Origin of the sequence: Pseudoalteromonas sp. '520P1 No. 423' (assembly GCF_001269985.1) — a bacterium.
Classification (GTDB): Bacteria; Pseudomonadota; Gammaproteobacteria; order Enterobacterales; family Alteromonadaceae; genus Pseudoalteromonas.
On sequence record NZ_BBZB01000001.1, the window covers coordinates 2633505 to 2654967 of the forward strand.

Annotated in this window: 18 protein-coding genes; 2 read left to right on the top strand and 16 right to left on the bottom strand. The window is 35.2% G+C overall.

Features of this window, described 5'->3' with window-relative positions:
• Positions 1-147 precede the first annotated feature (147 nt).
• From PSA_RS11975 to PSA_RS12025, 12 genes are all read right to left on the bottom strand, one after another.
• Positions 148-2469 (bottom strand): RND family transporter, encoded by a 2322-nt coding sequence (locus tag PSA_RS11975; RefSeq protein ID WP_042144248.1) that lies wholly within the window; start codon positions 2467-2469, stop codon positions 148-150.
• A 4-nt stretch (positions 2470-2473) separates the two neighbouring features.
• Entirely contained in the window at positions 2474-3496 is a 1023-nt protein-coding gene (locus PSA_RS11980) for a YCF48-related protein (RefSeq protein ID WP_082305714.1), read from the bottom strand.
• Positions 3497-3556: 60 nt separating this feature from the next.
• Positions 3557-4924: a DUF1329 domain-containing protein gene (locus tag PSA_RS11985; protein ID WP_042144468.1), complete on the bottom strand. Its 1368-nt coding sequence runs from the start codon at positions 4922-4924 to the stop codon at positions 3557-3559.
• A 10-nt stretch (positions 4925-4934) separates the two neighbouring features.
• Positions 4935-7016, bottom strand: a complete 2082-nt coding sequence (locus PSA_RS11990; RefSeq protein WP_042144244.1) for a DUF1302 domain-containing protein — start codon at positions 7014-7016, stop codon at positions 4935-4937.
• Between the two features lie 253 nt (positions 7017-7269).
• On the bottom strand, positions 7270-7491 hold the full coding sequence (locus PSA_RS24580; protein ID WP_082305715.1) for a DUF2835 family protein: 222 nt from the start codon (positions 7489-7491) through the stop codon (positions 7270-7272).
• Positions 7492-7566: 75 nt separating this feature from the next.
• The gene (gene pepN, locus PSA_RS11995) at positions 7567-10200 is read right to left on the bottom strand and encodes an aminopeptidase N (RefSeq protein WP_042144242.1); all 2634 of its coding nucleotides are present in this window, start codon (positions 10198-10200) and stop codon (positions 7567-7569) included.
• Positions 10201-10321: 121 nt separating this feature from the next.
• Positions 10322-11743 (bottom strand): Na+/H+ antiporter NhaC, encoded by a 1422-nt coding sequence (gene nhaC / locus PSA_RS12000; protein ID WP_042144240.1) that lies wholly within the window; start codon positions 11741-11743, stop codon positions 10322-10324.
• A 301-nt stretch (positions 11744-12044) separates the two neighbouring features.
• A complete protein-coding gene (prc, locus tag PSA_RS12005) occupies positions 12045-14069 on the bottom strand; it encodes a carboxy terminal-processing peptidase (RefSeq protein ID WP_042144238.1) in 2025 nt (674 codons plus the stop codon).
• Positions 14070-14080: 11 nt separating this feature from the next.
• Positions 14081-14809 carry an RNA chaperone ProQ gene (proQ, locus tag PSA_RS12010; RefSeq protein ID WP_082305716.1) on the bottom strand — a complete coding sequence of 243 codons (729 nt, stop codon included), beginning with the start codon at positions 14807-14809 and terminating at the stop codon, positions 14081-14083.
• 12 nt (positions 14810-14821) lie between these two features.
• The gene (locus tag PSA_RS12015) at positions 14822-15103 is read right to left on the bottom strand and encodes a hypothetical protein (RefSeq protein ID WP_042144236.1); all 282 of its coding nucleotides are present in this window, start codon (positions 15101-15103) and stop codon (positions 14822-14824) included.
• Positions 15103-15561 (bottom strand): GAF domain-containing protein, encoded by a 459-nt coding sequence (locus tag PSA_RS12020; protein WP_042144234.1) that lies wholly within the window; start codon positions 15559-15561, stop codon positions 15103-15105. Before PSA_RS12020 ends, PSA_RS12015 begins: the two co-directional genes overlap by 1 nt.
• A gap of 160 nt (positions 15562-15721) precedes the next feature.
• A complete protein-coding gene (locus PSA_RS12025; protein WP_042144232.1) occupies positions 15722-16144 on the bottom strand; it encodes a hypothetical protein in 423 nt (140 codons plus the stop codon).
• A 154-nt stretch (positions 16145-16298) separates the two neighbouring features.
• Here PSA_RS12025 and PSA_RS12030 point away from each other — a divergent pair, with 154 nt between their 5' ends.
• Positions 16299-17051, top strand: a complete 753-nt coding sequence (locus PSA_RS12030) for a hypothetical protein (protein ID WP_042144231.1) — start codon at positions 16299-16301, stop codon at positions 17049-17051.
• Positions 17052-17057: 6 nt separating this feature from the next.
• Here PSA_RS12030 and PSA_RS12035 read toward each other — a convergent pair whose 3' ends face one another.
• Together PSA_RS12035 and PSA_RS12040 are read right to left on the bottom strand one after the other, a co-directional pair.
• On the bottom strand, positions 17058-17840 hold the full coding sequence (locus PSA_RS12035; protein WP_052379905.1) for a hypothetical protein: 783 nt from the start codon (positions 17838-17840) through the stop codon (positions 17058-17060).
• Positions 17841-17908: 68 nt separating this feature from the next.
• Positions 17909-18259, bottom strand: coding sequence for a hypothetical protein (locus PSA_RS12040; protein ID WP_042144229.1), 351 nt, complete (start codon positions 18257-18259; stop codon positions 17909-17911).
• Between the two features lie 335 nt (positions 18260-18594).
• Between PSA_RS12040 and PSA_RS12045 the strand changes: the two genes are divergently transcribed.
• The gene (locus PSA_RS12045) at positions 18595-18891 is read left to right on the top strand and encodes a helix-turn-helix domain-containing protein (protein ID WP_052379904.1); all 297 of its coding nucleotides are present in this window, start codon (positions 18595-18597) and stop codon (positions 18889-18891) included.
• A 405-nt stretch (positions 18892-19296) separates the two neighbouring features.
• Here the strand turns inward: PSA_RS12045 and sucD are convergent, their stop codons facing one another.
• Both sucD and sucC read right to left on the bottom strand, forming a co-directional pair.
• On the bottom strand, positions 19297-20169 hold the full coding sequence (gene sucD / locus PSA_RS12050; RefSeq protein WP_042144226.1) for a succinate--CoA ligase subunit alpha: 873 nt from the start codon (positions 20167-20169) through the stop codon (positions 19297-19299).
• Positions 20169-21335 carry an ADP-forming succinate--CoA ligase subunit beta gene (sucC, locus tag PSA_RS12055; RefSeq protein WP_042144224.1) on the bottom strand — a complete coding sequence of 389 codons (1167 nt, stop codon included), beginning with the start codon at positions 21333-21335 and terminating at the stop codon, positions 20169-20171. Before sucC ends, sucD begins: the two co-directional genes overlap by 1 nt.
• Positions 21336-21463: the final 128 nt, after the last annotated feature.

Consider the following 21463-nt stretch of genomic DNA (forward strand, 5'->3'; position numbering starts at 1 on the left):
AACTCTTTTAGCTAGTAAATGAACCGTTTTTTTATGCCAATGCAGTATAAATTTCAACCGGTTGGACATCTATTCACAAAATATAGATATAAATGGCCATTTATGGCCATTTTTAAGAACAATTATTCACAATTATTTTAACTTTTTTTATTTATTTCCTTTTTGAGGCCAAAGGATTGTACCGATAGCGGGGAGTAATAAAACTGCACCAAGCATATTTACTAAAAACATGAAGGTTAATAATATGCCCATGTCTACTTGGAATTTAAGATCTGAAAATACCCAAGTACTGACCCCTAGTGCCAAAGTGATCCCAGTGAATAAAACAGCACTACCTCGTTCAATTAAAGCATTACGATATGCTTGTGATAACTGTATGCCCTCTTTAAGCTGTGAACTCATTGAGGATAGTATATAAATACCATAATCGACACCTATACCGACACCTAACGCAATGACAGGTAATGTAGATACCGTTAAACCAATTTCAAGAGAAACCATTAACGCTTGTGCCATGGTTGATACTATGTATAAAGGTAAAACAACAGCAATTGTCGCCCTAACCGAACGAAAACTAATAAGACATAATAATGTTACTGCGCCATACACATAAAGCATCATAGGTAATTGCGCTTCATCAACAGTTTGATTTGTTGCAGCCATGACACCCACAGGACCCGTAGCTAAACGAAACTTCAGCTCATCTGTTTGTTCGGCTTGAGCAAACATTTCAACAGCTGCAATTACTCGTTCTATTGTTTTTGCTTTATGATCTTCCATAAATACTATGATTGGCATCACACTACAATTACCATTTAACAAGCCTGTACTAGTTTCTACTCGTGCCGTTGCTTGAACTAAACTTGAAGTATTACGTGGAATAGTTTGCCATTTTAAATTACCTTCGTTGTATCCCGCATTAACAGCTTGAGACACTGAAGTTAAAGAAATAACCGATTGCACACCTGCAACATTTTCTACGTTCCATTGAAATCTATCTATGCGAGACATCACATCATGGAAAGTACATGCTTCTGCTGGACCTTCTACAATTATTTTTAGAATATCAACAGAAATACTATATTTATCGGTAATCAAGAATGTATCTTGGTTATAGGTTGCATCACCATGTAAAGAAGGTGCCCCCGGATGCAAATCACCTATTTGCATTTGTTGCGATTGCCAAAAGCTCAATCCAAATAATATAGCTACTACAAACATAATTTTTTTAGCTATTTTAGGATCTGTCGCACTGACTAACATATCGATTAACCTTTCAAATACCCGTGGTGAACTTTCTTGTTTATGATGGTTTTTAGTAGGGATACTGCCTAAGTATGAAGCTACGATTGGTAATAGAATCAAATTTGTGAAAATGATAACAGCCACACCTAAACTCGCTGTAATAGCCAATTCACGAATAATACCAATATCAATTGAAAGTAATGTTAAAAAGCCTACAGTATCAGATAATAATGCAATGCCACCTGGGATCAATAAGCTTCTAAAACATGTTTCAGCTGCCATTTTACAACTGAGTCCTTCTGAAGTTTTTTTACCAATTGCATTGACCATTTGAATGCCATGGCTTACACCTATTGCAAATACCAGAAAAGGGATCAATATCGACATGGGATCTAAGCCGAAACCTAGCTGCGATAACAAACCTAGTTGCCATACAACCGCAATTAAAGAACATATAATAGGCAGTAAAGTCAGCTTAAGGCTTTTACAAAATAGCCAGACCATAATGAATGTAAAAATAATGGCTATTAAGAAAAATAATACAACCCCTTTTGCACCATCTGCAATATCTCCCGCCATTTTTGCAAATCCAATAATATGGATTGATACATTGTCAGTGGTAAAAGGCTTTCTAACTTCTGATTCTAATTTTGAAGCAAATGCTAATGTATCCAATTTATCATGTGTTGTCGGATCAATTTCCATCAATTGAGCTGATACCATAGCACATGAATAATCGTTAGCTATTTGACGGCCGATAATATTTGCTTTTTCTATGTTTTCTTTTACTTTATTAAGCCCTCTTTCATCTGGCTTAAAATCGGCAGGTATAATTGGACCGCCCGCAAAACCGTCTTCTACTACTTCAACAAAACGTGCACTAGGCGAAAAGATTGATTGTACTAATGAACGATTTACACCAGGTATAAAATAAAGTTGATCATGAACCGACTTTAATTGTGTAAAAAACTCTTCATTAAAAATATCACCACTTTCATCACACACTGATATTAAAATACTATTTGCGCCACCAAATTGTTTTTCATGTTTTAAGTACAACTTCATGTAATCATGATTTAGTGGAATGTTTTTATTAAATGAAGCGTCTAATTTAATATTTGTTGCGCTAAGTGCTAAAAATACCGTTGTTACAAAAAATGCGATAATAACCGCAAGACGATGCCTAAAAATAATTAATTCAAATTGCGTTAATATATTGCTCATTGTTCTAATTTAACTCCTGACTTTTAATACCCACTTCTGAAGCAAATATTAATTTATTATTGCTGATCACCGACGCTAAATTAGCCTTCCCATCAGATTGTTGTTGTTTTGTGACTTCTCCTGACTTGTAAGTAAGCACAACACCGTTATTAGCAGATAAAATAGCACCACTTGGTGTTTTCAAAATATGGTTGATCGTCGCTTGAGTATCTGTGTTTAATTTATGCCATTGTTTGCCATTATTATTTGAAGTAAACGCGTTACCTCTTAAACCTGCAATGAGCCAAGTACCATCATTTAATACTGCTATATCAAAGAAAGAACCAAGGTAAAATTCGTCTAACCTTTGAAAGGTTTTTCCATTATCATTACTGGTTGCCAGAAAACCTTGTTCACCGACCATAATGATTTGATTTTGTGAAAAATGAATTTGATTAAAATGCGGTAAAATTGATTGGGTTTCAATTTCATAACCTTCCGGATCTTCCAATTTTAGCTCAGCTAAGTAATCAGCATCCTCTTCAAACAATAAACTGCTTAAGAATACGCTATTCCATGTTTTACCACCATCTTGTGTACGGTAAAATAAACCGTATGCCCCGATTGCAACCCCATTTAATGTGTCAGTAAACGAAATATCTAAAAAAGGTTTATCGAGTTCTGGTTGGTAGTTTTGTATTTTCCAATTTTTACCACCGTCTTTAGTATTTATAATGGTAGCGTCATGCCCTACTGCCCATCCTATATTTTCATTTATAAAAAAAACACTGGTTAATAATATTTGCATTGGCACATTTGATTGTTGCCATTGAATGCCATCTTGACTGTATAAAATAATCCCTCTTTTTCCTACAGCAACCTGATATTGGCCATTATCAACAATATCGGTTAGTAATGCTTTTTGTGCTTTTTTTGCCATAACAGCTGGCTTGAGTGATTTTAAAGCATGTGTATTCATCTCAGCTTTGAGCTTATTCGTAAATAAAACAATGCACGTAAATAGCAAGCAATTAATAAAAAATTTCATGAGAGACTTCGTTAATTAGTTAGTTAAAAAAGGCCCGTTAAGGGCCTTGTAAATATGTGTTTATCTACGTCCATCGCGCTTTAGCGCATTTGAGGTAAATTCTACATTTTTGAATGGTTTCGAGAAATCATACATTTTCTCTTCGTTATCTAAGCCAATCGCTAGATAACGACGTGAGTTTAAGTCATGATAAACATCTAAAGTACTCCAATGTGTTTTAACATCGTAATAGTTCAAACCATGGGCCATTGCAACACGATATAGTTGATCACGATTATCGTAAATATCGGCTACATGGATCTGCCAACTATCTTCATCGATATAGAAAACACGCTTTTTATAAATATGACGTGTACCTTCTTTTAGATTCGCTTCAACTACCCAAACACGGTGCTTTTCATAGCGAACATGATCAGGGTTAATATGACCCGCCTTTAAAATATCATCATACTTTAAGCTATCGCTGTGTAGCTTGTAGCTATTGTATGGTATGTAAAGCTCAGTTTTCCCTTTTAATTCCCAAGTATAACGATTCGGAGAACCGTTAAACATATCGAAATCATCAGTTGTACGTAAACTATCAGACGCTGTACCTGGTGCATCATATGCAACATTAGGTGCGCGACGAACACGGCGTTGACCTGTGTTATAAGTCCATGCTTGGCGTGGTGTTAATATTTGATCCATCGTTTCATGAACTAATAACGCTGTACCTGCTAAACGAGCTGGCTGAGTTACTTTTTGTTTGAACTTAAACAAGATATTTGATTCTTGTAAAGATTCAGGCGTTGCGTCTTTTTCTGAATATTTAACTAATAATTTTTCATCAAAGCCAACAACATTAAATGCTCCACCTGCCGTTGGTGCCGCTTGTCCACCAAAACGTGAAATTGATAAACCACGATATCTCAAAATATGGTTCCAAATAACTTCCAATCCAGTTTCTGGCACAGGAAATGGAATGCCTATTGCTGTATTTTTGATGCCATTACCATCTTTAATTAATTCAGCAGATGAAGCGTACTTTTTAGTCGCATCATAAATAAAATCGGGATATGAAGCACTTCTACGTGTCGGGTAGATATTCATTTTAAAAGTATCAGGATAAGTATCAAATAATGCAACTTGACCTGATGATAAGCTAGCTTTGTATTTATCTAGGTTACTTTTGTCAATGGTATATTTTACTGCATCAGCAGCAAACGGGTCTGGATGATGCATTCCAGGTGTATATCCTGCAGGAACTGATGTGATACCACCATCCCAAGCTGGAATAGAACCATCTGCATTACCTGCTTTTTCTGCTCCAATTGGAGTCAACTCAGCACCTAACTTAGCAACATTTTCTGCTGAAGTCTTAGCTAAAGTACTGCCTGTAGCAAATACACCACAAAGGGCAACTGCTATTAGGGTAGGCTTTTTAATCATAATTTTACCCTTAAATCGAGTATTTAACATTTAGAGAAACATAATCACGGTCAGAGAAGTTGTTCGTTTGACCGCCACCCCAAAACTTGTTGTAGCTCATATCAAGTGACCATGCATTTTGATAGTTAAAGTTAAGGTTTAATCCTAACGATTTTCTATCTTCAATGAATAAGTACATAGGGTCTGGTGTGATACCATTTACATCATGTGAAAAGACCATACGAGGTGAAACATTTACACCAGAGAATAGGTTATTGTATTCACCTTTAGCAACTAATCGATAACCCCAGGCAGAAGCTGACGGGAATGGATTAGTTTCGGGACCATTAGAGAGTGCCTGATGAAGTAAGGTGTAATCTTTGCCTTCTACGCCATACATTTTACCTGTACGACCAGTACCAGAAACATTGAGTCTTAGTTCATTAGGATCTGGCATGTCATTAATCGTTACACCACCTACTTCACCTAATAATACCCAGCTATCAGCACCTAAAGAAGGACCAAATAAGTGAGTTGCAGTAAACTGAAGTTGCATTGTATCGCTGGTAACATAACCTTGAACACCTTCACCTGGCGCTAATGTTTCTAACTGAGATATTTCTGCAAAATCAGGGCGAATACCCGCAACTGCAAGTTGCTCTGGCATAACTGAATATAACAACTCTACATCATCAATTTGCAGTGGCTCGTCTTCACGGTAAGTAAACTCACCTGCAAAAGATGTTTCACCTAATACGGTATTAAAACTCAACCCGTATAGTTTGATATCTTCTGGATAGACTAATGCACCACTACTGAAAGCATCTAAATCTGTTACATTATCTTCAGTTATTTCATGTTTCGCTATATATGCTAAATCATCTGCGATACTCGCAGCAGTAAAATCTGATGCTACGGCTGAAATTAATGGGCGACGACTATGATAGTTGACATGATAAAAACTAAATTCGGTTTCATTTAACTCAGGTACATACCAAGAAAACTTCATGCCGTATTGGCCTGAGTCTTTTGGTTTAGTCATACCATTAGCGCCTTTACCTTTTAATGCGACTTTTGTAGGGTAAGCTAAATACATGTTTGCTAACATTGCAGATGCTTCAGCACTTAATGGGTCGATACCTTGTGCTTGAAGCGCTGAACCCCAATCACTGTATAAGTTATTAAGGCTTGAAGTAACATGTGCTAAATCCATATCTGGATTAGATGTAAAGCCTAATTGAACATTATTTTGATAGCCATTTTCAGAAGCGAAATCATTGGTAGAAAAATACGTACCAGCGACAGGTAAACGTGTTTCTTGCCATTCATATTGATAGAAAGCTTCAAAAGAGATATTTTCTGTAATACCAAGCGATGCCCAAAGCATACCAACAGGAATAAATGCTTCTTTTAAGTCCGCACCAGGCGCTTTTAATCGGTCAATATCAACTGGATTAACGTTAATACCGTGAGATATTAATGTGCTTTCACCCCAGTTAACTACTTGCTGACCTAAACGAATTGAAAGTGGATTATTACCATCATTTAAATCAAAATCGGCATATACAAATGCATCTAATAATCTAAAATCTCTACATACTTGCTCTTTTGAATCTTCATCAGCACAAGGGTCAACTTGATTGCCTGAAGTAGGATTACGATAAGCACGGTTCTCATCCATTAGTTCAAAATCATAAAAGTACATGAAGCGTGTAAATAAGCCAAAGTTACCTTTACGAATACCTAGCTCGTGAGTACCTTTAATCAGCTTAGAAAAAGTATCTCCTGAGTCAAAATTAAGGTTACCGGCATCACCATTATTAGAGTATGTGCCAGGGCGAGCCCAAACATCACTCGATGAATAGATAGGATTAAGTGCAGCGTTATAACCAGTCCAGTTAAAACTTGGGTGATTACTTTTACCAATTTGGTTTTCGAAATCTCGGTCTTCTATACGCCAGCTGCTGCCAGCTGAAAATGTTGAATCAAAATTCACCTCAAATCCACCCAATTCAAAATTCTTGGCTGAAACTTGTTGGCTACTTAGAGCAATAAACGCACAGGTAATTCCGAGCGCTAATTTCTTTTTGACAAAAAGAGGTCTTTTTATCATGTTGTCTTCCCTCTGTGGCGGGTCACTTTGTGATCAAGTTATTGTTTTTAGTATACTAGTTCTGAATCAAAGCATTACAGCAAATTACATTTGATGCAAGCAACCAATGAAAATTAACATAAGATAACACTCTTATTCATTGGTAAGACATCTTACCAGTAAAATTACACACTTTTAAAGCAATTACGTTAAAAAATTAACAAAAAATCAACGAGTATAGCGCTACCCCGCTAAAAACGGGGGAATTGTAATTTTATATGATCTTTTCTAAAGAAATAAATTGATTAGAATCTGATAATTTTAGTTTGAATTTTTGCTTAATACCTACAGGAGTTATAAAGGACCGAAACCTTAGCGCTGGAATTCGGATTGATTTTCCTGAGTGAGAAGTGACCTGAATTGATTTAATATGACCAGAATAGATTTGCTCACATTGCTCATAACTTAAATCTAAATTAAATAAAAATTGCTTCATTACTTTTGTTATATAATTTCATTAAAAATAATCAGCGTTATTATTGTTAATAACGCTGATCCGATATCGTGATTGCTATTTTAATGCTTTAGAAACTTTTTCATAGAGATCAGGACTTAAATTTTCTATATTTTCGAGTCTTTTCAACTGTTGCTTCATCAGTTTTTGTCTATTAACGTCAAACTTTTTCCAAGACATTAATGGCGTGATCATTCTCGATGCATTTTGTGGGTTTATATCATTTAACTTAATTAGTAAATCAGTTAATAATTTATAACCTGAACCATCCACATTATGAAAATGTTTCAGATTAAAATGTGTAAAATTACCGATCAATGCGCGTACACGATTGGGATTAGCGTAATCAAAATGATCATGCTGATATAAAGCTTCAAGATGTGAGTTAATATCGGCGCGATCTTGCATTGCCTTAAGCGCGAACCATTTATCCATCACCAGTGGATCTTTAGACCATTTAGACTCAAACAAGTCTAAGATTTCCGAAGATATACTATGATTTGCATTAACTACCGCACTTAAAACCGCTAGCGCATCAGTCATATTATCGAGTGAAAATTGTTTTCTCAAAATCGCGACTAAATCAATATGGTTTTGTTTTGCTAAATAATGTAAACATGCATTTTTCAACGCGCGTTTTCCAACTGCATTTACCGAAAGATCTGTACAGTCAGACTCACTATCAATACTAAGTGCAGTAAAACGTATCATAAGTGATTCTGATAATGTATCTGCAATTTGTTGCTCAAAATTACTGCTTACTGCAATTAGTTCATCAACAGGAATTTCTTGGTAATCTGAACTTAATGTATCAAAACTTGGTAACTTTAATAATTGCGCAGCAAGCTCAAGATCAATTGTTTTATCTTCAATGATATCTTTCACTAATGCAATAACACTAGCTTGTAATGTCATATCGTTATTAGTAACTGCTCTATTAATATTATTAGTAAATAATATTTGTTGTGCATCCCAACGAGAAAAGTCTGAACTTGCATGACGTACGATATGACATAACTGCTCATCAGAATAATTAAAATAAAGCTGACAAGGTGCTGAAAAATCTTCAAGTAAAATTGCAGTTGGTTTTTCTTTTATAGCATCAAAAATAAATGTATGACTTTCTTGTGTGATATTTAATACTTTATTAAGTATTTCACCTTTATAAGTTAAAGGTAGCTTTTCACCTGAGCCGCCTAATAATTCGATTGCAAATGGAATATGCAAATTTTGTTTTGTTGTCTGATCTGCCGTTGGTGTATGTATTTGTTTTATCTTTAGCTTATACTGTGACTTTTCAGCACAGTATGATTCCTGTACAACAAGTTTAGGTGTGCCTGATTGACTGTACCAATTTTTGAATTGTGTTAAGTCAATATTGGACGCTGACATCATAGCATTGACAAAGTCGTCACAGGTAACCGCTTGTCCATCATGACGTTCAAAATAAAGATCCATGCCTTTTCTGAAGTTTTCTTTACCTAATAAAGTATGCATCATGCGAATAACTTCCGCACCTTTATTATACACTGTAACTGTGTAAAAATTATTCATCTCAATCACTTTCTCAGGGCGAATAGGATGTGCCATTGGTCCTGCATCTTCTGAAAACTGATGAGTTCGCATTGCTTTAACGGCTGCAATTCTATTAATTGCACGAGAGCCAAGATCAGAACTAAACTCTTGATCCCTAAAAACAGTTAAACCCTCTTTTAAAGAAAGCTGAAACCAATCTCGACAAGTAACACGATTGCCAGTCCAGTTATGAAAATATTCATGACCTATAATAGATTCGATCATATGATAATCACTATCTGTCGCAGTTTGTTGATTGGCTAATACACATTTACTATTAAATACGTTCAAGCCTTTATTTTCCATTGCGCCCATATTGAAAAAGTCTACAGCAACTATCATGTAGATATCTAAATCATATTCTAAACCAAATGTATCTTCATCCCACTTCATTGACTTTTTAAGTGATTCTATTGCATGAGGAGCTTTACTTAAGTTGCCTTTATCAACAAATAGCGCAAGCTCTACATCTCTACCTGACAGGGTTTTATATGAATCACGTAAAACATCAAAATCTCCAGCAACGAGTGCAAAAAGATAACAAGGTTTTTTGAAAGGGTCTTGCCAAATAGCATAATGACGGTCTTCACCGATTTCACCTTGCTCTATTCTATTACCATTTGATAATAAATGAGGATATTTTTTATCTGCAATAATTTTGACGGTAAATGTTGCCAATACATCAGGTCTATCTTGGTAATACGTTATTTTACGAAAACCCTCAGCTTCACACTGCGTGCAATAAGCACCGCCAGACAGATATAACCCTTCTAAAGAAGAGTTAGTTCCTGGAGATATTTTTGTAATAATCAGCAGTTCAAACTCGTCTTTTTCACTACTGATAATTAGCTGCTTTTTTAATAACTGGTAGTCATCATATTTTTGTCCATCAACTTCAACAGATAACAGTTCAAGATCGACGCCATCTAAGACTAAATCTCCAAGTATCGGATTATTATTGTCACAGGAGTTGCGTTTAACTTTTGAAGTAGCACGGACTTGAGTTTGAGTATCATCAAGATCAAACTCTAAATAAATATCAGTGATTGAAAATGCAGGTTTGGCATAATCTTTTAAAAACTTAGCCGTAGGTGTTTGTATATTTGATAAGTTCATGATGTATCCGCAATGATATAAAATAAAATAGCTCCTAATGGAGCTATTTTTGAAAATATAGTTTAAATATTTTTATAATATTAAGCAGTTTGTTGTTCTTGTAAATGTTTAGGCTCTAATTTTAGGTTTTAATGCCTAAATAAGCATAAATAATAGAAAGTACTGGGTTGATAAGATTAAAGAAAGCATAAAATGCATAATCTAATGGATTTACTAATAACACTGAATGCATATATGCACCACAGGTATTCCATGGTATCAATGGACTTGTTATCGTTCCGCCATCTTCTAAAGTACGAGACAAGTTAACAGGTGCTAAACCACGCTTTTGATACTCTTCTTTAAACATACGACCTGGCATAACAATCGCCATATATTGGTCCGCCGCAATCATATTTGTACCGATACATGTCGCGACTGTTGAAGCGATTAAAGAACCTGTGCTTTTAGCTATTTTTAAAATACTGCGTACAAAAACCTCTAATAAACCTACTTTTTCCATCACAGCACCAAACATAAGCGCCATCATGATAAGCCATGTTGTATTTAACATACTGGACATTCCACCACCGCTCAGTAGCTTATCCATTTTTTCATCACCTGTTAAAACGCTAAAACCATCAAAGAAAGCGCTCCAAACAATTTTAATAGTACCTATTATAGCATTTTTATCCGCAGCCAACTGAGATGTGATTAAGTCTTGTTGAAATATAAGCGCCCATACAGCACCTAATAGGGCACCAATTGCAACTGCAGGAAAAGCAGGCATCTTCTTTAAAGCTAACGTCAATAAAACAACTAAAGGGACTAACATAATCAAACTAATATCAAAGTTAGATTGTAAAATGTCATTTATTTGATCTATTCGTGCACTATCAGTAACATTTCCGGCATTAAAACCTAAAAATGTAAATATTATAAGCGCTATGATAAAGCTAGGTACTGTAGTCCACATCATATGATGTATATGAGAAAATAAATCAGAACCTGCAACAGCAGGTGCTAAATTAGTTGTTTCTGACAATGGGGATAGTTTATCTCCGAAATAAGCGCCTGAAATAACAGCACCCGCAGTAATTGCTTCATTAAGTCCTAAACCCGCAGCTACCCCTAATAATGCAACACCAATGGTTGCAGCTGTTGTCCAAGAACTACCAATACTCATTGCAACTATGCCACATAGAATACAACTTGCAGCATAGAACCAACTAGGATTAATTAATTGAAGACCATAATAAATTAATGTTGGAACAGTGCCAGACAATAACCAAGTTCCAATTAAGGCTCCGACCATAAATAATATTAAGATAGCGCCTAGCGACAATGTAATACCCTTAATCATCGCACTTTCTAAATCAGCCCATTTGTATCCATTTTTAAGTCCAATGAGTATCGCAATACCTGAAGAAAATAATAATGCAATTTGGTTGGGGCCATAAGATGAGTTATCCCCAAAAAGATAAACTGACGAACCGAGTAATGTGATTAAAATTAAAATTGGTAGTAACGCATCAAAAAAATGTGCTTGCTTGATTTGCTTCACGTGTATTCCTCTAACTGTAATTATCGGTAATATTTAGATATAAAATTGATATCAAATATCACGCTTTATTTTTTATCGCGTCTATTTGTTAACGCTGTATCGAGTATATCAAACCTTAACTCAAAATATTGTGCATAAATATAACATTGTATTAAACATCATTTGTTATAATTTTTATTGTTAAATATCAGTGCAGTAGTTTTATAAATTAGAATTTAATATCATTTCCTTTGAATATAAAAGTACATATTTTGCATATAAAAAAAGCGCCGTAGCGCTTTTTTTGTAACAAGTTTAAAAGTTATTTTTTTACATAACGACCAAACTTAATAAAATCAGAAGTAATTAATGCAGTTTCTTCTAAGAATGGGTCCATATCAGTCAACTCATCAGGTAAGTCTTCTAATGATGTCACTTGTTTTTTATTTAAACGCATTAATCTTTTGTTAACACGAGCAAGAGTAAGTTTTTCATTTTTATCTCTTTGCTCAATACGAGTCTTTTCAACTAAAGAAATCGTTTTACGATCATTTTCTTTTTTATAACGCGCGATATCTTCAAACACATAATTAAATTCAGGTTCTGAGATGATACGGTCATCATGTTGTTTTTGTAAAAACTTAATAGCCGGTTTTAGATCAGCCATAGAAATATATTTTGCATTTCTAATGCTATCCCATGGTAAAGCATTATCTTCTTGCGATTCACCCCATTCAGCTGGGTCTATCGCTGAAGGAAATGAAATATCAGGAATAACACCTTTATGTTGGGTACTACCACCATTTATTCGATAAAACTTTGCAATCGTATACTGGATACTACCTAAGCTGTTCTCATATAAATCGTAATTTCTGCCTAAACCTCTATGCTGCTGAACTGTGCCCTTACCAAAGGTTTGTTCACCAATAACAACTGCGCGACCATAGTCTTGCATTGCCGCAGCAAATATCTCAGAAGCTGAAGCACTATATCTATCAACTAATATTGTTAAAGGGCCATCATAATAAGTGACACCATCAACATCTTTTTGTTGTTCAACACGACCATTTAAATTATGGATTTGAACTACTGGGCCTTGTTCAAAAAACAAACCCGACAATTGTGTTGCTTCATATAATGAACCGCCACCGTTTTGTCTTAAATCGATAATAATCCCATCGACATTTTGCTCTTTTAATTTTGCTAACTCTTTTTTAACATCACCAGATAAATTGTTGTAAAAACCAGGAATATCAATAACGCCAATTTTTGTATCTAAGTCTGAATAACTCGGTTTAAATACTTCAGATTTAGCAGCGCGATCTTCTAAACGAATTTTATCACGAGTAATATCTACAATTGATGGCTTGCCATGCGTATCAGCACCTTTTAAGTACTGCAAGCGAACAAGAGTACCTTTAGGCCCTTTAATTAACTCTACAACATCATCTAAACGCCAACCGATCACATCAACAAAATCTTCTTTTCCTTGAGCAACACCAATAATGCGATCATTTGACTTTATTTTTTCAGATTTATCAGCAGGGCCTCCAGGCACGAGAGAGCGAATAACAGTGTAATCTTCGTCATAGCCAAGTACTGCACCAATACCTTCAAGCTCTAGATCCATGTCCATTTTAAACTGTTCGGCACGGCGAGGTGATAAATATGAGGTATGGGCTTCAATGCTTCGCGCAAATGCATTCATTGCGATTTGAAAGGCATCTTCACTATTTGTTTGAACTAACCTTTTTAAAGTGTAGCTATAACGTTTAGTCAGTATTTCTTTAATGTCAGGCCATTCTTTACCTGTCATTTTAAGGCGTAAAGCATCATATTTAACTCTTTGACGCCATATTTCATCGAGTTCAGCCTGAGTAGTGGCCCATTTTGCCTCTTCTCGGTCGAACTTATATTCATCTTCGTTCTCAAATTTCATTTCTTTATCTAATAAAGAAATAGAATATTGATAACTATCAAAACGGCGTTTCATGCTGACATTGAAAATGTCAAAGGCAAAATCAAGTTTACCTGTACTTAACGCGTTATCGACTAGAAATCGATATTGTTCAAAACTATCAATATCCGATTTCAAAAAAATACGTTTACCGAAATCTAGCGACTCTAAATAACGGTCAAATATTTTTGTAGAAAGCTCATCATTTAAATCAATGAGCTTGTAATGGGCGCGAGTAAAGAAATTAGTCACCCTTTTGCTAGCGGTACTATGTTGGGATTCTTGTTTTAAAACAGGCAAATCTTCTAGTGTTATCGTTTCTACTTTAGCGAACGCATTTGCTGCAATAAATGCAGCTGCAAGAGGAATGAGATTAAAACATTTACTCATAGACCATCTCCTTAGATTGTGTATAGACTTTCAGCCTTAGTCTTAACTAGCATTCCAGTAACAATTACAACATGAATATCATCTTTATTGATTTCAGTGATTGTTCCGTTCACTAATGTCTGGCCTAGCTTTACTTTAACTTTAGCATTTAATTTAATTTGTTCCGCAGTTAATGCAACTATTTTACCAGAACGACGAGGCGCATTTTCATTCTTAGGCTTAGCAATTACTGGTTTAGTTCCTTTATCAGCAGATTTATTTCTAGAACCTGGCTTAAAGGACTTTTTAGCAGCATCTGTACGTGGACGTTGTTGCTTTTTACGTTTAGCAAACTTTGCACGGCTTTCTTCTAATGCTTTAGCGGCATGATCAATATGTTCTTGTTCAACTTTCTCACAATCGTTTCCATCAAGATCGATTCTGAATTCAACTTTGCTCACAGCTTCAAGGTAGCGCCAATGCGACGTATATTTACGCAATGCTTGACGAATTTGTGTCTTGCTTACGTTATCATTACCTTCAATTCTTTGAGCTATATCTTTGAAGATACCTACTTTAAGCGGTTTTATACCATCTTTTTCTTTAAAACAAACAGAAAACTCTTTGTATAAAAAGGCAAGAACAGCATTGATATCTTTTAACTTATCAGGGTTTTCTTGCACAACTTCAGTTTTAGTTTGTTCAATATCAGTTACTTCTTGTTTGATATCTGTAATTTCTTGATTGCCAGTGGTACTCATTTCTAAACCTTTTTATTCCATCTGCTCATCTAACGATGTCAGGACATGTTGATTAACCCAGTCGACCAACTCTTCGAAGTCAGTTTCTATAATAGCTGTATCGCCACGAAGATGTTGCCAAATACTATTAATTATACTATCTATTTTGTCACATGATAAGTCATCAGGAAGTTGAGCCCAAGCGATGTGGATCAACTCATTGAGATTTTCTGCAACTAATTCTTCATTTCCTTCCCAATCACCGACATCACAATCAGAAACGAGGAAATCTTGAACATTCATTAAATCTTTCATTACACTTGAGTCTCAAATTGACGTATTAGTGTTTCTAAGCCAGCTTTGTCTTCTTCATCAAAACGTGAAAGCGATGGACTATCAATATCTAAAACAGCATATATTTTACCATCTTTAATGATAGGAACAACTATTTCTGAGTTAGATTCAGCATCACAAGCGATATGTCCAGCAAAGGCATGAACATCAGCAACTAATTGCGTTTCTTTTAAAGATGCCGCAGTGCCACATACCCCTTTACCGACAGGAATACGTATGCAAGCTGGATTACCTTGAAAAGGTCCTAAAACTAACTGTTCTGGATTATCAATAAGATAAAAACCAGCCCAGTTAATATCTTCTAAAGACATGAATAGCAACGCACTTAAATTTGCCATATTCGCTATAACGTTTGGCTCACCTTCAGTAAGTGATTTTGCTTGTTCAGCTAAAGTCTGATAGAAAGCTTGTTTACTCATTTTTATAAACTAATTACTATTTAAAACACAATAATAAACAAAGGTACTCTTTGTAGGCTTTAAATGAAACCTTTATCCATCAAAAAATCCACTTAAAGTGTAAAAAACAAAAATCTTGTTTAGATTATAAACAGAGTTGATGGTGTATTTAAAAAAATGCTTATTTTGTGAACCGACGAAGACTATTTAAAAAAATACCTGCTGCAGTTAATGACATTAAGGTATTAACAAAAAATATCATTGAACTAGTTGCACTAAAGATAAATGAAAACAGTGCACCACCAAGTAAAGCAATTGTTAAAATAGCCCAATAAGTTATTTTATTTAATTTGAATAAAAATAAGTACCCTGGTACTACAAAACATCCCATAGTTAAGCCAACAATATGTGCATTTGATATCGCTGTCATAATGATATTAAAGAATATTTGACTAGTCCCATTTTCTAATGTGAGTACATAATACAAACCAATTAATATGCCAATCAATAAAGGAGAGAGCAGAGAATATATCACACTTTTAATAAGTACTGCGTTTTCAACTTTATGCTGGCCTTTAGTCTTATTTATACCTGCAGAATTCATAGTTAACCTGTTTTATAATTATTAAACCTAAGTGTTGATCATTTAATTAAGTAAGCTAAATAAGACAAAAGTCTATAATCGCAGCTTAAATATATAAAGCCGCATATAAAATAAGCGCTATAATTTTAATAACAACATTAACAATGGCTAAGTTATGAAATCTAACATTGTGATTAGTTTATTATTAATTGCCATATCTTTCCAGACATCCGCCCAAGACTTACTGGTAGCAAAGACATGCCCTGTTGTTTACAACAATACAAACATTGGTATCTTAGCATTCTCAATGCCTTGGTATCATAATGGTGGTAGCCAGGCGTCTTACATAGCAAAAGACAATGCCACAGGAATTGGTATAGAAATTCATTTTCTAACTAATAAAAATGGATTTTCTCATACTAAACATCAAAAAATATGTGATCAGTTTCGTATCATGCAATTTAGAAATACAAATGCAAAACTCCCTCGTGGTGAAGATAAAGTTCAGCTAGATATCCCAGCGACACACCCTGAACCTTTTTATGATGCTCCACCACTTGAATTTGGTCATGGTATGCATCAAACACCAATTGATCATCATGATAAACCTTGGAAAAATATAATAATGCGTGCATCAACAGTTGCTATATATGATACGCCTTTTGTCTCAGATAGTTATGGCATAGAAGGTAAAGACATTATAGTGAAATTTGAAACCTGTGTCGTATGTCGCTATTTTAAAAAGGCAGATCACATACTTTCATGCGGTTCATGGGGGTTTAATCGAGAGTATATGGGTGGAATGACAGCATGGTCAGAACCTGAAGCTGATCCAATAAAATGCTCTGATGGACCGAATAAAGAGCACCTAGAAGTGCTCAATAATTCAAACTTGGTATCCTACAAACAAGGTATTGATTGGCAATAAAACGATTTATGACGCCACCCTTTCTGTATATAACTTGTTTAAAGCGAGCTCAATTGAAAGGTTATCATCTTGTTTCATATAATAAGTCACTGTTCTCATGACAAAATCGACATTTTGCTTATGTTCTTTGGAAAAAGTTTTACATAATGCTTTTAGTTTTTTATCAAACAAACTTTTATCAATTTTTGCATGATATGTCTGTATTGCAGTTTCGAAACTATTTTCATTTTCAGAATATAAGTCTTTTAGTTTTGCTTTAGGAACACGGTATTGTGTACTAGCAAACTCGAGCGCATCTCTAAAGTCAGTGAATTCATTATCAAAAACAGTGATCATAGTAACGGGAATATTAGCAATTTTTAATTTCTCACCATCAACTTCAAATTCAAATCCTTGATATTGGCTGCGTATTGAAGACTCTTTACCTAAGCCAATACCCGCTTGCACACATTTTTGAAGTTGATAATCAAGCTCTTGTGCTTCATCTTCATTCCACATTTGATAAACGTGAATGGCTTTTTTATATTTTTTTGCTATTTTTCTTTTTGCAATATCTGCACGTTCACCAACTAGAGCTGATTTTTCTTGTTTTAGTGCACTGCAACATTCTTTACAGGCAGGTACTTGATAAAAATCAGCTTCAGAGCGTGTATGAATATAAAACTCAGCATATTTTTTTGGCGGGGCATAATCAAATTCTGTTGCGATACAACCACAATAAAAGCATGTATTAAAATCGCTTCCATGTACAGCAATCATTTTCTGATAAGGCTCTTGTTTATCACTCAAATTAGTATTCCACTACGTAAATAAAGTTTTGCTATGATTATGCTTCAATCACAGCATAAATACATAATTTATTTTTTTAAAATTATATAGGTGCCTTTTGAATCTTTATCCTTTAAATTACTTTTTATTACAGCCCACAAAACGGTTAAAGCTTCAAAATATTTAGCAATATCAAAAGCTGACTTATTTTGTTTTCTAGCCCCTTTAAGCATTTTATCTTCACCCGAATCAGCATCAGATACTAAATGGCCTACATCTGTGATATTCATTACATGCTTAACATCATAATGATTAAACTCCAATGTCCTTCTAAATATATCTGTGAAGATATAAGTTCTTAAGTTACCAATATGTGCATAATCATAAACTGTTGCTCCACATGCATATAAACCTACCCTATTATTTTTTAATAGGTTCAAAATTTCGAACTTTTCTTTCAAATGTATCAAATAGTGCAAGTTCTCTTATTGTTTGATGCATAAATTTCTCTTTAATTATTTTATTCGGTCACAAAAAAAGGCCATTGATTTTTCAACGGCCTTTTAAAAATTAATTTTAACGTTAGATACTAAAAAATGGCAGCAGTAAATTACAACAGCAACAAGTTTGAAGGTTTGTATTAGATTGATGATTAGTATATAAGTACATATTTCGATATTAACATAAAAATATAAGATCCAATAACTGAAAGCATTGCATTTAGATAATGATATAGATTGAATTTAAGACAGTGATAAACTGCTTTACCGATTTAATGTTTTTAATCACTTCTCAAATAGCGCAAAAACTCTGTAATACCACAGCAAATGTAAGAGAGTTAGCTTTTATGGATGTATCTGGTCGAATTACAAATACTTTACTGCTACTTCTCAAAGAACCAGACGCATTGACTCACCCTGAAGGTATGCAGATAAAAATAACAAGACAAGAAATAGCACATTTAGCTGGATGCACTCGTGAAGTTGCTCGTCGAGTTTTAAAAAATTTAGAGAAACAAGGGTTAATTGAAGCCAAAGGTAAGACTATTGTCGTTCGTAATAGCCAGTATTAATTAACCAAAAATTTTAAATTAAGATATTAAAAAGGTTACCTAAATGACCTTATTATTAAAATAAAGTATGTGGTTAAACTACCAACCAATTTTTTATGTAAGACCTTTATCGCTTTCTTTGGGTAAGAGCTGCTAGTAGCTTACAGTTTTAACACTACTAGATTCTTTTTAACTAAAATTTAGGCATTAAAAAGGCCACTTAAGTGACCTTTTTATTAGATTAAACTAAGTAGGTGAGCTACCAACCAGTTTTTTCTGTAAGTGCTTTACTGCTTTCTTTGTGTAAGAGCAGCTAGTGAGCGAACAGTTTTAACACTAGTAGATTCTTATGAACTAAAATTTAGGCATTAAAAAAGGCCACAAATGAATAGTGACCTTTTTATTAGATTAAACTGAGTAGGTAGACTACCAACCAGTTTTTTCTGTAAGTGCTTTACCGATCTCAGCAAGTGAGCGTACAGTTTTAACACCAGCAGCTTCTAGCGCAGCAAATTTCTCATCTGCAGTACCTTTACCGCCTGCGATGATTGCACCAGCGTGACCCATGCGCTTACCTTCTGGAGCAGTTACACCAGCAATGTAAGATACAACAGGTTTAGTCACGTTAGCTTTAATGTACTCAGCAGCTTCTTCTTCTGCTGTTCCACCGATTTCACCAATCATTACGATTGCTTCAGTTTGTGGATCTTTTTCGAACATTTCTAAAACGTCGATAAAGTTAGTACCTGGAATTGGATCACCACCAATACCAACACACGTAGACTGACCAAAACCAGCATCAGTAGTTTGCTTAACTGCTTCATAAGTTAAAGTACCAGAACGTGATACGATACCTACTTTACCAGGCTTATGGATATGACCAGGCATGATACCAATCTTAGTCTCGCCAGGAGTGATAACACCTGGACAGTTAGGACCGATCATACGAACACCAGAATTATCAAGCTTAACTTTTACGTCAACCATATCTAGTGTAGGGATACCTTCAGTGATACAAACAATTAGCTCGATGCCAGCATCGATAGCTTCTAAGATTGCATCTTTACAGAAAGGAGCTGGAACATAGATTACAGATGCAGTTGCACCTGTCGTTTCTACAGCATCACGAACTGTATTGAATACTGGAAGGCCAAGGTGAGTTTGTCCACCTTTACCAGGAGAAACACCACCAACCATTTGTGTACCGTACTCAAGCGCTTGCTCTGAGTGGAAAGTACCTTGGCCGCCAGTGAAACCTTGACAGATTACTTTTGTATCTTTATTAATTAATACAGACATTATTTGCCCTCCGCAGCAGCAACAACTTTTTCAGCAGCATCAGTTAAAGATGCAGCAGCAATGATGTCAACATCAGAGTTTGCTAATACTTCACGACCAGCTTCAGCGTTAGTACCTTCTAAACGTACAACTACAGGTACATTTACACCAACTTCTTTAACTGCGCCAATGATACCTTCAGCGATCATGTCACAACGAACGATACCACCAAAGATGTTTACTAGAACAGCTTTAACGTTTTCGTCAGAAAGAATGATTTTAAATGCTTCAGCAACACGTTCTTTAGTTGCGCCGCCACCAACATCTAGGAAGTTAGCTGGCTTGCCGCCGTGCAGATTTACGATGTCCATAGTACCCATCGCTAGGCCTGCACCGTTAACCATACAACCAACATTACCATCTAGAGCAACATAGTTTAGTTCCCACTGTGCAGCTTGTGCTTCACGCTCATCTTCTTGAGACGGATCGTGGAACGCACGGATTTTAGGCTGACGGTATAAAGCGTTACCATCGATACCAATTTTACCATCTAAACAGTGAAGGTTACCTTCGTCAGTAATAACTAACGGGTTGATTTCTAATAATGCGAAATCAAAATCTTCAAACATTTTAGCAAGACCCATAAAGATCTTAACAAATTGCTTCATTTGAGTTGGGTTTAAATCTAATTTAAAACCTAATTCACGTGCTTGGTAAGGTTGAGCGCCAACAAGTGGATCAATCTCAGCTTGGTGAATTAACTCAGGAGTCTCTTCAGCAATCTTCTCAATGTCAACACCGCCTTCGGTAGATGCCATGAAAACGATTTTTTGTGAAGCACGGTCAACAACAGCGCCAAGATATAACTCGTTAGCGATGTCTGTACAGCTTTCAACTAAAATTTTAGCTACTGGCTGACCATTTTCATCAGTTTGGTAAGTTACTAAGTTTTTACCTAACCAATGTTGTGCGAAATCTTTAATTTCTTCTTTAGTTTTAACTAGCTTAACACCGCCAGCTTTACCACGGCCACCCGCGTGTACCTGAGTTTTAACAACCCACATATCACCGCCGATTTTATCAGCCGCTTCAGCAGCTTCTTGAGGAGTATCACAAGCGAAACCCTCAGATACTGGTAAACCATATTCGGCAAAAAGTTGTTTTGCCTGGTACTCATGCAAATTCATGATGCTTTATCCAATTTTTTAGTGCTAATCAAGCTGAATTTTTATTCAGCTTCCCAAATTGCGCGGTTAGTATAGATCCCCGCACGATACAAAGAAATACCCTGTATCAAGAATTGCCAATAAAATTA